This window comes from Spirosoma validum (assembly GCF_014699035.1).
GTDB classification, from domain to species: domain Bacteria; phylum Bacteroidota; class Bacteroidia; order Cytophagales; family Spirosomataceae; genus Spirosoma; species Spirosoma validum.
Genome location: NZ_JACXAA010000001.1, coordinates 752,349 through 767,642, shown reverse-complemented (window position 1 = coordinate 767,642; position 15,294 = coordinate 752,349). Strand labels below are relative to the sequence as shown.

At 47.1% G+C, this 15,294-nt stretch carries 13 protein-coding genes; 11 read left to right on the top strand and 2 right to left on the bottom strand.

What is annotated here, in order from left to right; translation table 11 throughout:
- Nucleotides 1–1,149, bottom strand: a complete 1,149-nt coding sequence (locus IC230_RS03065) for an acyltransferase family protein (RefSeq protein ID WP_191037483.1) — start codon at nucleotides 1,147–1,149, stop codon at nucleotides 1–3.
- A gap of 171 nt (nucleotides 1,150–1,320) precedes the next feature.
- Here IC230_RS03065 and IC230_RS03060 point away from each other — a divergent pair, with 171 nt between their 5' ends.
- The 7 genes from IC230_RS03060 to IC230_RS03030 all read left to right on the top strand — a co-directional run bounded on the left by IC230_RS03060 (nucleotide 1,321) and on the right by IC230_RS03030 (nucleotide 8,498).
- Nucleotides 1,321–2,313 (top strand): matrixin family metalloprotease, encoded by a 993-nt coding sequence (locus IC230_RS03060; RefSeq protein WP_191037482.1) that lies wholly within the window; start codon nucleotides 1,321–1,323, stop codon nucleotides 2,311–2,313.
- Nucleotides 2,314–2,383: 70 nt separating this feature from the next.
- On the top strand, nucleotides 2,384–3,412 hold the full coding sequence (locus IC230_RS03055; protein WP_191037481.1) for an RNA polymerase sigma factor: 1,029 nt from the start codon (nucleotides 2,384–2,386) through the stop codon (nucleotides 3,410–3,412).
- Nucleotides 3,390–4,052, top strand: a complete 663-nt coding sequence (locus tag IC230_RS03050; protein ID WP_191037480.1) for a hypothetical protein — start codon at nucleotides 3,390–3,392, stop codon at nucleotides 4,050–4,052. Before IC230_RS03055 ends, IC230_RS03050 begins: the two co-directional genes overlap by 23 nt.
- Nucleotides 4,039–5,499, top strand: coding sequence for a M48 family metalloprotease (locus IC230_RS03045; RefSeq protein ID WP_191037479.1), 1,461 nt, complete (start codon nucleotides 4,039–4,041; stop codon nucleotides 5,497–5,499). The genes IC230_RS03050 and IC230_RS03045 overlap by 14 nt, the downstream gene beginning before the upstream one ends.
- A gap of 2 nt (nucleotides 5,500–5,501) precedes the next feature.
- On the top strand, nucleotides 5,502–6,974 hold the full coding sequence (locus IC230_RS03040) for a matrixin family metalloprotease (protein ID WP_191037478.1): 1,473 nt from the start codon (nucleotides 5,502–5,504) through the stop codon (nucleotides 6,972–6,974).
- A 121-nt stretch (nucleotides 6,975–7,095) separates the two neighbouring features.
- The gene (locus IC230_RS03035) at nucleotides 7,096–7,716 is read left to right on the top strand and encodes a Clp protease/crotonase-like domain-containing protein (protein ID WP_191037477.1); all 621 of its coding nucleotides are present in this window, start codon (nucleotides 7,096–7,098) and stop codon (nucleotides 7,714–7,716) included.
- A gap of 122 nt (nucleotides 7,717–7,838) precedes the next feature.
- On the top strand, nucleotides 7,839–8,498 hold the full coding sequence (locus IC230_RS03030; protein WP_191037476.1) for a response regulator: 660 nt from the start codon (nucleotides 7,839–7,841) through the stop codon (nucleotides 8,496–8,498).
- Here IC230_RS03030 and IC230_RS03025 read toward each other — a convergent pair.
- Nucleotides 8,464–10,350, bottom strand: coding sequence for a sensor histidine kinase (locus tag IC230_RS03025; protein WP_191037475.1), 1,887 nt, complete (start codon nucleotides 10,348–10,350; stop codon nucleotides 8,464–8,466). The two genes, IC230_RS03030 and IC230_RS03025, sit on opposite strands and share 35 nt — an antisense overlap.
- A 266-nt stretch (nucleotides 10,351–10,616) precedes the next feature.
- Here IC230_RS03025 and IC230_RS03020 point away from each other — a divergent pair, with 266 nt between their 5' ends.
- From IC230_RS03020 to IC230_RS03005, 4 genes are all read left to right on the top strand, one after another.
- Nucleotides 10,617–12,338, top strand: a complete 1,722-nt coding sequence (locus tag IC230_RS03020) for a CsgG/HfaB family protein (RefSeq protein ID WP_191037474.1) — start codon at nucleotides 10,617–10,619, stop codon at nucleotides 12,336–12,338.
- Between the two features lie 111 nt (nucleotides 12,339–12,449).
- Nucleotides 12,450–13,442 carry an outer membrane beta-barrel protein gene (locus tag IC230_RS03015; RefSeq protein WP_191037473.1) on the top strand — a complete coding sequence of 331 codons (993 nt, stop codon included), beginning with the start codon at nucleotides 12,450–12,452 and terminating at the stop codon, nucleotides 13,440–13,442.
- Between the two features lie 11 nt (nucleotides 13,443–13,453).
- On the top strand, nucleotides 13,454–14,086 hold the full coding sequence (locus tag IC230_RS03010; RefSeq protein ID WP_191037472.1) for a hypothetical protein: 633 nt from the start codon (nucleotides 13,454–13,456) through the stop codon (nucleotides 14,084–14,086).
- Between the two features lie 25 nt (nucleotides 14,087–14,111).
- Nucleotides 14,112–15,290, top strand: a complete 1,179-nt coding sequence (locus tag IC230_RS03005; RefSeq protein WP_191037471.1) for a porin family protein — start codon at nucleotides 14,112–14,114, stop codon at nucleotides 15,288–15,290.
- Nucleotides 15,291–15,294 lie beyond the last annotated feature (4 nt).

The following is a 15,294-nucleotide window of genomic DNA, read 5'->3' as shown; positions in this document are numbered from 1 at the left end:
TTATACGCGGAGGAATGTGTTCTTCTTATACAGGAAGTATAAAAATCCCCACTTGACGGCTAAAAAAGCGACAATGGCCCCCACGGCCTGAACAGGTTCGCTGAAGAAATGGAGTATTCCGTTGAATAGAAAATGAGCCGTGTGTTCAAAATCAATTATTCGTTCTGCGAGATAGATTAATATGGAGTTCATACCAATAACGATGAAGAAAAACGTCCATCGGCGGATGTTCTGCATGTCGATAATCCAGTAAAATAAGCTTAACATTAACAGACTCCAGCCTCCTGCCACCAGTACAAATGAACTGGTCCACAAATTTTTGTTTACAGGAAAGACAACATTCCAAACCCAGCCTAACACAACACAAGCTACCCCCATCAGCACGAGCTGCCGGAGCTTTTGGGCGTCGCGAACGCCATGCTGACGTAATATTGTTCCGGCAAAGACACCTAATAAGCCGGTTCCAATGGCAGGTAATGTTGAGAGTAAACCTTCAGGGTCATGAACAACTTTGTACAATCGACCGGGCATGAACAACCGATCGACATAGCCTACTAAACTGCCTTCCATCGTTAAATTGCCCGCCCCATAGCCCGGTACTGGTACAAGCATCAACAGCGCCCAGTAAAGCAATAGAATTCCAGCGAAAATACCGTAACGCGCCCGCTCACGCTGCACATATAGATAAATAAGCTGGGCAAACATACCGGCCAGGCCAATACGTCCCAGCACACTTCCGAAACGCATCTCGGCAATTGGTTTATTGAACAGCCCATTGTTATAAATAATCCCAAGCAGGACCAGCAACAACCCGCGCGTAATGACTTTGCGAGCCAGCATAGAACGACTGTCTCCTTTTGCTAAGCGGCTACCAAGTGAATACGGAGTAGAAACACCCGCCAGGAAGAGAAATAAAGGGAAAATACAATCATAGGGCCGAAAGCCATTCCAGTCGACGTGGGTAAATTGATCTGCCAGGAAAATGGCCCAAGCCCATCCAGTCGTTTTGGCTAGTACATGAAAAATTTCCTCCCCACCCATAATCCAGAACATATCAAAACCACGTAACGTATCGAGCGACAGTAGACGACGAATGGGCGCTGGCTGGGCAACAGCAGGTTCCTGAGCAGAGACAGTAGATGATTGCATGGAGGAGTCAGTTTGAACGAAAGCAATGATACAAAAAAAATGCCCTTATCTCTGATGTTTGTGCAGGTTATAGCTACGCTTAATAAATTAAGGTTTGTTCGACAACCAATTAACTAATGCGGTTAGTAAATTGCCTAATAGAGTCTCGATGGTTATTAAGGGTGAACGCCTATGCGAAAACTATCTACACAAGTTTCAATTCCTGTCATTATTTCGCTTATCAGCCTTTTCTGGCAATGCCAGGATGTAGCTCCTCTGGCAACTCAGCAGACCTATTTGAGCACTGATCAGAACACGGGGAGTCAGCGATTGTCGAGCGAATGTGCGATTCGGTACAAAATTGCGAACACGTTTACGCAACTCGACAACAGCAGCCAGTTAGAGGCAATTCGGGCAGGTTTTGCCGTATGGGAAAAGACTAGCAAAAACCTCAGTTTTCTGGAATTTTCAGCGCCTGACCGAGCTATACTCTTCGTACGATTTGTTAACCCAGAAGAAATACAAACTAAGCCGGTTATGGTGACTACTGGTCTGCTGCCGGGCGAGGCTGCTGTAACGTCAGCCCTCAGATCAAGTGGTAATGGCACTTATACAATTCTGCTTAGCAATGGTTTTAACTGGAACACAAACACATTGACGAGGGCAGTAGCCTATCATGCGGGGTTATTACTGGGTGTCTCTACATCAGATGACATGAATTCGCTGATGTCCCCCGTATTACAGAACCAGATAGCCAGAGCATCAAAAGCCGATTCGATAGCGGTTAACCGATTATACGTATCACCTTGCGCGGGCTACCTGCCTATTGCCTTGCAGGTAAGTGGTCCAGTAACCAAAACCATCAAATTTGATAAGCAGGGAACGGTTTTGGTTACTGCATCGGGCCAGATTAACGTAGGTAATTTTGTTGGAGTTAGCCCCCCCGAAGGTAAAACCGAGGGTGGTGTACTTGGCTTGTCGCTGGCAGATTATAGCATTGTACCAACGATGTTTCATGCCGCATTAATGTATAAACTGAATGACGAAGCAAACTGGCGGTACTGCGGTAAGGAGTGCAGTTTTTCGACGGGACCCACTCAGTCTGTCAATCTGACGTTTGGTGTAAATGATAACAACTTAACCGATAATACTGGGGCTTATGATGTGAAAGTTCAATACAAATAAGGGATTTATATCTGGAAGGAAACCGATAAGCAGGTTTCTGTATCATCTTATACGTTACTGAACGAAGTATATGCCGCCTAAACTATCCGATACCTCTGTTCTTGTCGATCTAATTCGAAATGGTTTTACCGCCGAACGAAAGTTTATCAAAGCCTACCTCAGCGAAGCACAGGATATCGCGTTAAACAAATACCATATCCCCGAAAACCAATCAGAAACTCTGGCTAAGCGGGCGTTAAATGCCGCTATTCGTACGGTCCGACTCGACCGGTGGCAACCTAATTTGATTCGCTGGATGGTGCAGAGTCAGGCGATGATTTTGCGGTGGCAACAAAATAGATTTACCGAGGAGGATCTTCATAAAGTTCAGAATACTATAGAGCGCTACGTTCGAAATCACCTGGGGCAACGTATTGGCGGAGAACTTAATCTTAGTCAGGAAAGGGTCTGTGGCGAAACGTTTGACATTTTCTTTCGTAAGGTAAAAAGCCCCGGATTTGTACTGACCTCGAGTCTCGATACGTATCTGATCGGAATTACCATCAACCAAATTAAATCGTTTGCCAGAAGACAGCATCGCATCCCGGCTAATACGCTGTTCGATACGGCAAAGACCAACCCTGATCCCCAGGACGTAGTCTTGCATGAGAAGCTTCGCTTTTATCGTAAATCACATCGCTTGGTTGCCCAGCAACTTAGTCGATTAGATGATAAATGTCTGACTATTATTTTACAACATTACGGCATTGATTCAAGCCGCATTGATGCTGTTGATGAGGTTCTTGAGTCGAACGAATCCATGACAGAAACCGAGTTTGCAGCATTATTTGACGTGGCTCTGGGACCAGATAGCGACTCCCGAAAGCTTAAAGATATTGCGCTTGACCTTGGAATCAACCCTAAAAAAATTAGCGAAAAACACCTTGATTGTTTGGGTAAGCTGGTTCAGAACGTGATACCGACTCTTCTTAGTGAACCAGATGATTCGTTTGTCGAAGCGGTACGCCGGGAGATGCAGACTCGTCTGGACGAAGCGCAGGTTCGTAAGCAGAAGAAACAGCTCGAAAAACAACGCTATGCCAGTTCCCGACAAGCTTAAACAAACCTGGTTTATAGAGCAGTTTCTGTTAGGTAATCTCCCAACCTCGATTCACAAGCAGATCGAAGAGCGACTGAGTACCGAACCTGAATTTAAACAACGGGTTATGGCGCAGTGGCTGGTGCTGAATTACTTTACTGATCAACAACAGATACGTGATTTCTACCAGGAGATTGATCCGGTTATCATAAACGCGGGGAAGCGGAAACCTCGGTATGATAGCCATAAAGGGATTCGGTATCTGCCCCAGCTGATTGGAATTGCGGCTGTCTTACTACTTAGTTTAGGCTTAGGCTTTTTAGTGTATAGATACAATCAACCGCTACATCGACAGGTAAGCACTGTTCCTGTACTCACTGATGATCCTGAAGACTATGGATTTTCGAGTGATGAACATTCTGTAGTAGTAATACGGTATGATCGACTTCCAGACGTCTGGGATTTCGGCAATAAGTACATCTGGAAAGCTGATACATTGGCAATATATAGTCCGTCACTGGCGCAGTCGCTTACTAAAAACTGGCAAATTATACCAACCAGCCAGCGAAACGTCTATGTACTCATGACCGAAAAACAGACGTATCAATTGCTAAAAGGACAACAGACTTTAACTCCACTCCAACAAAATGAGAATCGGTAAGATTGCCTGGTTATATGGGCTTTTTTTCTTAACAATAAACGTGTCAGCGCAGGACTGTGGTTGTGATCGAATCGCAAAAGAAAGCCGGGAAAGGCATCTATATTCGGAAACAAGAGCCCAGGCGATTGTTGATACGTTCTGTCGCTTATTCATACATCCCGCTAAAGTTTACCCCAAGCCTTACGCCTGCAATCGGGCGATTTTTGCTGCAATTTGTGATGCCACTAAAGAAAAATACATTTTCTACGATGAACCATTTCTCAATCGATTACTGAACCAATCTAAATGGGGAGATCGGTTTGTACTGGCCCATGAAATAGCCCACCATTTGCTGGGCCACACGGAACGAGCTTATCGTTTAGGCCCTATTCAGAAACAGCTTAATACGACCATTGACCAGACAAAATATCGGACTATAGATAGAAGCGGCACAAAAAAAGACTATGTCATTACGATACCGCAACGCCATCTGCATGAATTGGAAGCAGATGCGCTCGGGCTCTGGATGATCGTTAACCCGCAGAATAAACGGAAAGCGACTCAAAGCGATATACAGGAAATTTTCAGGGCTTTACCGCAACTTTTATCGGTGTATAGTAACGCTGATGAGCACACGACAACCAATTCGCATCCGAGCTTATTTATTCGACGGAAACTCATTGAACGCTATTGGAGTAAATACGAAAATCCGGATTTCGTTAAACGGTATGCCGCTATTGATGACGGCGAGAACTATAAAGCACTAGAAGGCGATACGGAAGAGTTTTATGCCTTTCAACTGATCAATGCCAATGCGGAACAACAAGCCCAGCTCAATGATGCAGAACGTATTATTCGGGATTCGCTCACTCGCCGATCACGCTTTTTTGTCGATATTCTTGTAGGCGGAATGACGCAGATTCCAGTACTGAGTCGAGATGGTAACGTAATAGCCGCCACGAATAACCGGACCCTGACTGGCGGCTTGCGTCTGGGTGTCGGACCCTGGTATAAGCCTTTCCGGTTCGAGACGGACCTGAAGGTTGCCGGGAGCACGTTTACCACTCAGGCCGTATTGGCGGATGGATTACGAACAACCGAACAGTTTCGAACCACTTATTTGTATATCCAGCCCCGTTATGTGTACAGCCGAATCAATCGACTGGCTAAATACGCCTATCGGGCCGGTGGCTTAATGGCTACCTTGGGTGCCTCCGTTAGCCTTCCGTTGCGCTATGAATACACCAACTATGTAGCGGCTAATTATAAGGCAGTCCCTCAAAATACAGGTATAACAGGCGTTGTAGGCCTTGGTTATGGTCTATCAAACTGGCGCAACAGCAACGGGCATTTTCGTTTATGGTTGCTCTACCAGCCGCAACCGCTGCGTTTAGCGACTGAGCCATCTGAAAATGTCAGTGCTTGGCTACATACATTCAGCCTTGATTTCTCCTTCCGTTTCTGGTAACCATGTATCCATTGCGTAAGTGTGTACTTTTTGGGCTGTTCATTGTCTTGGGATGTCAAAATGAACTTACCCCCTTTGCTTCATTAAGTTATCAGATCAGCAGCTACCAGAATGCGACGGCTCATCGAAATTTCGACCAGTGTGTTCTGCGATATGCCTTTCGAAATGACGCCAAAACAATCAACATTCGTACTAGCCAAAAATCGCTTGAAGTGCCCTTTGATCAATGGCAACAGGCCAACGGCTATATCGAATTTGTACAGGTAGGCGCTAATGCTGCGGCCGATATCAACTTTGTCTTTTCAGATAGCTTAACGGCAGGCAATACGTATACAGATTCTGGTTTGGTACGACAGTCTGTTGCTAGTTTATCACAACTGGCGAAACAGGCCGATGGTACGTATACAATCTACTTACTTGATACGTACCGCTGGGATATTAGCACCTTGCAGCGAGTGCTACTTTTTCAGATTGGATCTGCCCTTGGCCTTGCCACATCAACGAACCCCGCATCAGCTATGTCGAACCGGATGACAACGACAGCTATAACGCTGGATTCGACCGATGTGAGAGCTGTGCAGCAACTTTACGATCAACCCTGCGACCAATGGACGCGATTGCCTGATTTACCGTTTGATGGACGTGATGTGGAAACGTCTGTCGCAACGTCAAGCCGTGGATTTGTTCTGATGAATGCGGGTAATGGAAAAAACGCATTTTGGGAGTTTATACCAGCAAGTAATAGCTGGCGGGCAAGAACGCCTTACCCTGTAACGCAGGCGGATCAGTACGGGTTTTCGCCGGGTCGACTAGCCTTTGTCATTGATAGCTTGGTTTTTGTCGGTAATGGATACAATGACGAGTGGAAAGAAGAAAAAAGCGGTGCTTTCTGGCAATATAAACCATCCATAGGGCAATCTGTCGATCAGTGGATTGCCATCGCTAACCAGCCTCAGCTAGGGTATAGTACGGGCAGAAGCTTTTCCGTAAACGGCAAGGGATATCTCGTATCGATGAACCTTAACAGCAGCGGGGTAGAGCGGATTGCCGTCTGCGAATACAATCCTATACAGAATGCGTGGAGTAAACCATCAGTACTCGGTCGAAAATCGGATGGTTTTTACAGCCTGAGAGAAACGTTTCCGTTTGTATTAAATCAACAGGCTTACCTGATATCGCCTAATGCTACTATTAAAAGCTGGCTATTTGACCCGAACCAACTTAATCCCTGGACGGAGATTGCTACGTTCAACGGTACATCGACAACAAAAACTGGTTTTGCTGTGCGTGATGCAGGCTATGGGATTAGTGGAGAGCCCAATTTGCCCAAAGGAGTATGGCAGTATAAACCCGAACGAGGTTGGAAAAAAATGCAGAATTTCCTGGGAGAAGGTAAGCTCGCATTCAGTTTTGTCGTGAACAATCGTGCTTACGTCGGTACCAGTACTGGTCAGTTCTGGACGTACCGGCCTTAAGCGAGTTAAGACGTATCGTTCCGATACAAAGCCAGTCCGGTTGGGCTGGCTCTTTTTTTGACTGGCTGGGGGTGTTTTTTCAAAAGGCGGCATGGACGGGTAAACCAAACCGTTTACGGCCATGCTGAAAAGTAAACTCCTCCAACCCGATGCGTACGATCGTTTCATCAAATTCAACCGCGATAACAGTGGAGCCTATGTTGACCGGGCTTATTTGACCAATGCCCTGATTCGGGTTTTCTTTCACGCAAATGATCCGGAACATTGGGTAGCCAGTTATGTCGTTAACACAGAAGCGCCTTTTCGCTACCTGAGCGTACTGACCGTCGCTAAACGTACGGATTTACTACGTCAGCATGGTATTGCCGAAGCGAATCTCGCCGAAATCACACTGCTAAGCCGCGACCGACGTATGAACTGGACTCCGGGAGAACGCGAGTTTTATTACAGCATGAGTTTATGGGATGCTTTGCGAACAGGCCGGCAGTACATACTTGGTGGAACAGTGGAAGAAAAGCTGGCTGGCGCGCAAATGGAAGTCTTGGATCATCTGTTTTACGAAGGCGAGCTGGACTTCTTTGGCAAGTCGAAATACGGCTGGCTCTATTACGCTTCCTGGTTCGGCGCGCTATGGAACGCGCTGGGGCGTGTCGTTCGACTGGTGCTGAATCAAAAAGCACAACCAGCTACGGCTGGCTCAAAACCGCGTCCAACAACGCCCGATTCGATACCGAATAATTGATAATGAGTCCGTAATTGAAAAAATAGTAACATAGCGACGCATATTTAAGGGTGAGCTTCTACCAACATGTTACTTTCAGGGTCCAGATAGTATAATAGATCTGGACTCCATCTATCCGCTTTATGACAACAGTTCTACTTCTTGATGATCATCCGCTCATTGTGAGTGGTATTGCGCAGTACCTTCAGGATAAAGATACTATCAATGTTGTGGGAAAAGCGTACAGCCTGGCTGAAACAACACGCTTACTGCAAAAGCAACAGGTGGATGTGCTCGTCAGCGATATGCATCTTGATGGTGAACGTAGTGGAATCGATTTATTGGTACATATAAAAAAAAATTATCCCGCGACTAAGCTTATTTTCTATACGATGATTGAAAAGAGTAACGAAGTTCGGGAGGCTGTGCTGGCCGGAGCCGAAGGATACGTACTCAAAAAATACGATGCAGACGAGGTTTACCGGGCGATACGGACTGTTCAAGCCAATAAAACCTATTATAGCCCTGAACTGGTCCAGATTTTAGTACGTATGCCCACGTCAACTACGCAAAAGGATGAGCAACCCGAAGCCTTGAAAAGCTTAACACCACGAGAATTAGAAGTAATGAAGCTTATTGCTTATGATATACCGATTGGGAAGATTGCGGAGCAACTATCGCTGAGTGAATCGACCATCAACTCGCATCGGACAAATCTGATGCAAAAATTAGGCGTTCGCTCCAGTGTGGGCATTACTCATTTTGCCTTCAAATACGGCCTGATTGATCGTAACCTTCTATAAGCGGAACATGCACCACAACACTCGTTCCTTTCTCGACGAGTGCATCAAGATGAATGCTGCCGCCGATACGTTCGAGCCGGTTGCGGATATTAGTCCAGCCTCGACCATTCTCCAGTTTAGACAGAAGCGGTAGACCAACGCCATTATCCCGGATACTGACCGTCAGAATGCGATTGATTGTTACGAACCGAATGCTGACTTCGGTGGCATCGGCGTGCTTGATGGTGTTGTTAATCAATTCAACGATAATCAAGTAAAGTTGAAACTGAGTACTGGGCTTTAAGTTAGTTTCTGTTCCTGACAGAAGCAGATAAAATTGGGTTTGCCCAGACCGATTGAGCGTATCAACCAGTTCCTGTAGGGCTAATGAAATACCTTTCTGCTGAAATTCATCGGGCAGGAGGTTATTTACAATTTTACGTACTTCATCATACGTTTCCTGCACCATTCGTTCCAGCTTTTCGTAACTCAGCGCCGTTCCCGTTTCACTCTGTAATCCCCGAAGCGACTGACGTAGCGTGAGTAGTGAATTGCCGACATTGTCGTGAATCTCCGATGAAACGCGCTCCCGTTCCTCCGTAAGACCCCGTAGTTCAGCGGCTTCGACTTTATGGTCCATCTCTTGCTGTAATTGAGCCTTCTGTTTCTTCTCTAACCGCAGTGTATCGGCCAAACCGATCGTCAGGAAGATAAACTCGAGTACCGAACCAAGATTGAGGGTGTAATGGACAAAAAAGTCAGCCCCTGGAATTACACCCGCCCGGTTGAGTGAATGGATGAGACCTCCCAGAAAGAGTAAAACCGCAGCTGCCCAATAATAGCGGGCAGGCCGATAGCCAAGTTGCCAGGAATAAGCGCCCAGAAAGATGATGAATAGGCCATCAACAAGGCCAACCGACGTAATAATAAGATTTTTTGATAAACCCTGAATATTCAACAAAGTCAATACCCAGCCGACAACACTAAAACCAATCAGCCCGTAAAGGATCGTATTCAGCCGGGGAGCGACCCGCTTAAGATCAAGAACAGAGCTGTAAAACAGCAGAAACGTACTGATCATCAGGGTGAAAAAGGTAGGCAGCGAATACGTAGTAAGCCATTCATTACCCACCCATAAAAACCGAACGCCCAGGCAGAAGCCGCGCGATAGTTCCCAGAGTATGTAAGCACCTAAATAAAGAGTCAGCAACTGTATATGACCTCGTTCGCGGATAAACAGCAGCAACGTCAGATGATACAGAAAAACGGATAATAAAATACCGTAATAAACCCCCCAAAGAAGTCCCGAAACCTGCGCTGACTGAACGAACGTATCGGCTCGCCAGAGATAAATCGGAAAAGTAGCCTGACCGAACGTTGATGACAGCCGAATAAAGACCGTTTGCTGATCACCCGGTTTGATGGGCATATGGAAGACATACGTATTATACGAAATTTCCCGCCCCTGTCTTCCCAGTAATTCTCCCCCTCGCTTATGAATAATGCGACCCGTCTGCTTCGATACAAAATACAGGTCGATCTCCGAAAAATTGCCGAACCCAATTTCGAGCAACCAGGAACGATCAGTCGTGGCTTGATCCGCCAGATCGAAGCGAACCCAATAATCAGATGTTGAATACCCGCGGTTCGGTGTCTCCTGAATACTCCGTATGAATTGAGAGCGATAAGGCTCCCGAATGACTTGATTGAGTGTACGAAACTGATGGTTAGGGTCTTCCAGAATGTCGATACGTCTTCCAATAGTATAGCGTGTCGATGAGTCAGTCAAAATAACCTGAGCCAGCGCATGACTAATGCTAACGATAAGCCAAAGGTGGCCTATGATCAGAATTTTACGGATGAGACGATACATGACAGTATGGGTTGGTGTAGCTTATTGAAGGCATTGCAAGTATCGGGTAGGGACGGTTATTGAAAAATAGTAGGCGGTGTGATTTATACCCATAAATCGGCCAGCGCGTACTAGCAAATTTACCAGGTTTCGATCGGTGAAATTGCTACTAAAATCATGGTAGGTGCCATTTTTTTGGGTAGGCAAACCTGGCAATTTTGCCATACGAGTCCGTGGTAAACGGCATTCGCAAAGGCAATACGTACTCTTACTTCTTCTGTCTATTTATGAAACGCTACCTCTATCTACTACCTAATTTTCTGCTTGGTCTAAGTTTGCTGGCGATGCCTGAACAGCTGATTGCTCAGAAGACACCCGAAGTCACGCTCGAAAAAGTTGCTGAAAAATGTAAAGGACTTGCGCGTGATAAGCGCGTAGTGGTGAAAGTCGCCCGGTTTAATGTATCGACCAAATCAGCGCAGGCCAATTCGACCTTCGGCGATGAGCTGGCCACCATGCTGACCTCGGCCATTCAGCAGACGAACTGTTTCCGGGTCATGGAAATGAACCGCAATGTAGGCGATGCCACCGGCGAAATGGCGTTTGCGCAGGATGGTTTCACGGACGGGTCTGGTCCTTCAGCGGGTAAGATGGTCGGCGCACAACTGGTTGTGACCGGTGAGGTAACTGACTTCTCGGAAGGGAACAAGTCGACACAGGTAGGAGGATTTAATTTTGGCGGCAATACTGCTACGTTGGGTTTTACCCTTAAGCTTCTCAATCCGCAAACCGGCGAATTGCTTTTCAGCCGCGACATCAACATGAAAGGAAATTCGTCGGGGTTTCGGGGGATGAAACTGGGCGGAGCTAACGGCTTGGCCATCGGTGGTTCTACCGAAAACCGTGCCGTACAGGATGCTGTTCAGAAAGCGATCATTAAATCCGTTGAAATCATGGCCGACGCAAAGGATCAGATCGAGATGCCCGAACCGATGAAGCCAAAGGAGATCAAGCGCTATACGGCACAAAACTGCCAGATGCTACGTAACGGATCGCCCAAAGTCATTATCCTCGTAACAGAAGCGACTACGGCGGGAACAGCTCGTGACAACACAACGACTGATTTGAACCGTCGAGAACGCGAGATAGCGCTTCGGGAGCGTGAAGCCAACGTAGGACTGGCTAGTGAAGTAGTGAAAGGTATATTCGGTGGTCGGAATAGAGAAACGAAAAAAGAAGAGTCGGCCAGTCGACAAACGGCGTCATCGGCAGTGTTTAAACCGGTGGTTATTGAGCAATCGGCTACGGAGACAGAGCTTATCCGGCAATTTGTCGAAGCAGGCTTCCGCGTAGTTGACCCCAAAATTTACGGGAAAATGCGTCAAATCGCTGACTCATCGGCCGACCTGGCGGCTATGGCCTCTCTGGGGCTAAAAATGGGGGCTAACATCATTGTAACAGGGCAGACGATCTCAGAACGTACGAATTCACAGGGAGGCATGGTTTCGTGTCGGGCCCGGCTCGAAATTCGGGCTATCGCCACTGAAGATGGGTCAATTCTGGCTACAAATGCTGTGGCAGGAGGTGGGATTGATGTGTCTGAAGCCATTGCCAATAAAATTGCGATTCGGAATGCATCCGAAAACATGACGCAGTATCTGCTCGAACGGCTCTGTGCTATGAATATGCAGTTTGCGAGTGTTGCTGGTGGTTCTAAACCGGCTGCCATACGTGCGGCTGCTCCTGTTGCGTCGGTTCCGGCTGCCAACATTACCGACATTGCCATTGGTAATATTAACTACGCCAAGCTCACGGCTTTAGCCGATCTTTTGAAGAAAAACGCGAAAGTTAAGGCAGTACAAAAAAATCTGAAAGGGACCGACGGTACGTTGCACATCGAACACCTCGGCTCTACGGACGAGCTGATCGATGCCCTGAGCAGGAATCCAACGGCCAAGTTTGACGTAGCGGCCGTGGAGGAAGGAAAAGCCAGTATAAAAATGAATTGAAAATAGGAACCCGATTATCTGTTACCTCCCGCTGCCTTGCTGGAATAGATAGGTAATTAACAGTCAATTTGCGGGATTTCAACGCTTTCCGCTTCTATCACACCCCATCTCATGAAACAAGTTTTTTACCAATTCATTCTGATTGGTTGCCTGCTCATCAGTGCCCAGGCGCTGTTCGCTCAGACAACCGGACCTGATGTGCTGCACCGACTCGATCGTACCACGCAGAACGTTCGGGTAAAGGAAATTACGGAGGTAGAGGTATTCTACACGGATCTCAACGCACCAGCTGCCATCCGTAAAATTCGTAAAGCTGAACTCTGGAAAGTTGTATTTGGCGATGGTACGTCCGATGTATACAACGAACCGAAAGTGGCCAAACCAGTGACGGAAACGCCCTTTCCTAAGCCAACCGTTACGTCGACCAGTGCTCGACCCAATTCAACTCCGGCACCACCGCCTGCCAATAGAGTATCACAACCCATTGGCGTTGGCGGTAGTCAGTCGGTCGACTTGGGTACGTTTGCCGCTGGCCGTAGAGCATTGTCATATGGTTTGACTTTATCGGGTACGTCAACGACGAATAAAAATAGTAGAACAACGACGACGAACACAACAAACAATATTGGTTTATCTGCTCTGTACCAAAAATTTACCCGCGATAATGTTTCGATAGGAGGGGGATTAACCCTGGGATTTACGGGTGAAAAAAACAAGTCGACAACGGCTGCAACAACAGCTGAGACTGTAGAAAGCGCCCCGTCTATAGCGATTATGGGCCAAACCCGGCGATACTTGCCCGTTGCCAGCCACGTAGCATTCTATGGCTTCAGTTCGGCTGAACTGGCCTTGCGATGGTATAAATATAAAAGCGGCTCCATAGAAGATAAAGCCACGCAACAGCAACTATCGCTTGAACTGGGTGCCGGGCTGGCCTATTTACTGAATGAGCGCTGGTCGATCGATTTTAATGCGTCGCTGCTTGGACTGACCCTTAACCGCGTCAAAGACGAAGAACCGGGAAGCAAGGCGGCTGTTGATCTGTCGTTGACTGGTGCTGGTGTAATTCCTTCGTTCTCGCTTTTCCTCACCCGTTATTTTTAATTATCCACCCCATGATACGTTTGACAATAGGTTTATACGCTGCACTGCTGTGGCTGTCAGTCACCGTGGCGTCCGCTCAATTTGTACCTGGAAGCCGGTTTATCGGTGGAGGTTTTGGCGTGACTACACCCATAGCGCCTGAATTTGGATCGGATCTTAACGTTACGTTACAACCTGAATTTGGTCGTTTCCGGAGCGAGAATGTTGCTTCCGGTTTTAATCTGACACTTGGTTTTGAAAACCAAAAAGCAAGCAGCACTCGCACGAACAATTCCTTTACAGTGGGAATTGGGCCATTTATTCAGCGCTTCCTGCCTGTGGTTCCCAATTTCGGTTTTGTTCTGACAGGGCGTTCCGGGCTATCGTATACGCATACGTCGTCGAAAACAACGAGTAGTACGACAACAACCGAAACTACGTCAAACAACCTTGCACTTGGCTTAAGCGGCTCACCTGGATTGTTTTATCAGGTCAACCCACGTTGGTTATTGCAGGTGGACTTGGGTTCCTATCAGGCGCTTTCAGTTAACTACACAAGTGGGAAAAACGGGAGTGACGTAGAAAATTCAGCCTTCAATTATGCAATCGGCCGAACCTTCTCTCTCGGCGGCAGCGCTATCCGCATTCGTTACTTCTTAAGATAATATCTTATCCAAACCACTAGAAATCATGAAGATACGTCTGCTTTTTTTTATCCTCTTCCTGACTGTCCAGCTGGCCCTAGGACAGACTACACGCTCCGACGTGCTGCATAAACTCGATCGTCAGACAGTTAATGTCAAAATTGACGAGCTGACTGATACGGAGGTTATTTATTTCGAGCCAACGGCGCCGAAAGCGAAAAAAAAAATAGCGCGCAGTCAGGTCTGGAAAATCGTTTTCAGCGACGGTAGTACCGAAGTCCTAACACCACTACCCGATGGAGTCAGCACAACCAGCAAGGTTGACCAGATTACCTTGATCGATCAAACCGTAGTACAGGGGAAAGTAAGCCGACGTGATGACCGGAAGCTGTATTATACAAAACCGGAAACGCCTGACGGCCCTCAGTATGAATTGCTGCTGAGTCGGCTCGACCATATTCGTTATGCTGATGGAAAAGAAGAAACCTTTCGGAAAGCAGTTGGTAGTACTCCATCGGTAGGCATTTCATCGGCTCCTTCTGCACCAGCCTCTCAACCCGATCGCAGTACGGAGAAAGAACCAAAGAGCCAACTGACGGAGTATTCGGCACCGAGTGCGTCAGCGCGATATAGCAACGCATTTGGCCGTTTACAGGCAACAATAGGCCCTGAGTTTGCCTACTATCCCGACCCGGTCAATAAGGATCGGGCCTGGCTCAATGATTCTACCGGTTTCGGAATGAAACAGAATATTGGGGCCAGTTTACGAGTGGATTATCGACTCCTGAAACCACTCGCTATTTCGATCACCGCCGGGTATTTCGGTTGGGAGTTGGTTCGGCGCTATACCCGTGAGGGCGTTGATGAATACACGGAGACCAAACGCCTGACTCAGATTCCGGTGCAATTGGGCGTCAAAATTTATCCGGCAGGCGGTTTTTACATCATGCCTGAAGCAGGAGCTACTTTCCTGTTTGCTTCCGTAAAGACGTCAGACATGCATCCTATTCCTGCCGATGAATCGGCAAAGTCAACGCCGATTACGTATGGGGCCAGCCTCGGTTATGAAATCCGGTCCAAAGCGTTGCTGTTCGACCTAAGCCTTCGGTACCAGCTTCTTAATGTGAATAATCTCAATTATGCTGCCTTCAATCAAAGCCTGAGTGAGCAGGTCAATATTGCCAGCATCCGGCTCGGAATTGGTTTCAATGCCATCAAAAAATAACGCT

Excerpts from the sequence above, each read along its gene's own strand:
- IC230_RS03065 (WP_191037483.1), bottom strand. The coding sequence starts at position 1,149 with ATGCAATCATCTACTGTCTCTGCTCAGGAACCTGCTGTTGCCCAGCCA.
- IC230_RS03060 (WP_191037482.1), top strand. The coding sequence starts at position 1,321 with ATGCGAAAACTATCTACACAAGTTTCAATTCCTGTCATTATTTCGCTT.
- IC230_RS03055 (WP_191037481.1), top strand. The coding sequence starts at position 2,384 with ATGCCGCCTAAACTATCCGATACCTCTGTTCTTGTCGATCTAATTCGA.
- IC230_RS03050 (WP_191037480.1), top strand. The coding sequence starts at position 3,390 with ATGCCAGTTCCCGACAAGCTTAAACAAACCTGGTTTATAGAGCAGTTT.
- IC230_RS03045 (WP_191037479.1), top strand. The coding sequence starts at position 4,039 with ATGAGAATCGGTAAGATTGCCTGGTTATATGGGCTTTTTTTCTTAACA.
- IC230_RS03040 (WP_191037478.1), top strand. The coding sequence starts at position 5,502 with ATGTATCCATTGCGTAAGTGTGTACTTTTTGGGCTGTTCATTGTCTTG.
- IC230_RS03035 (WP_191037477.1), top strand. The coding sequence starts at position 7,096 with ATGCTGAAAAGTAAACTCCTCCAACCCGATGCGTACGATCGTTTCATC.
- IC230_RS03030 (WP_191037476.1), top strand. The coding sequence starts at position 7,839 with ATGACAACAGTTCTACTTCTTGATGATCATCCGCTCATTGTGAGTGGT.
- IC230_RS03025 (WP_191037475.1), bottom strand. The coding sequence starts at position 10,350 with ATGTATCGTCTCATCCGTAAAATTCTGATCATAGGCCACCTTTGGCTT.
- IC230_RS03020 (WP_191037474.1), top strand. The coding sequence starts at position 10,617 with ATGAAACGCTACCTCTATCTACTACCTAATTTTCTGCTTGGTCTAAGT.
- IC230_RS03015 (WP_191037473.1), top strand. The coding sequence starts at position 12,450 with ATGAAACAAGTTTTTTACCAATTCATTCTGATTGGTTGCCTGCTCATC.
- IC230_RS03010 (WP_191037472.1), top strand. The coding sequence starts at position 13,454 with ATGATACGTTTGACAATAGGTTTATACGCTGCACTGCTGTGGCTGTCA.
- IC230_RS03005 (WP_191037471.1), top strand. The coding sequence starts at position 14,112 with ATGAAGATACGTCTGCTTTTTTTTATCCTCTTCCTGACTGTCCAGCTG.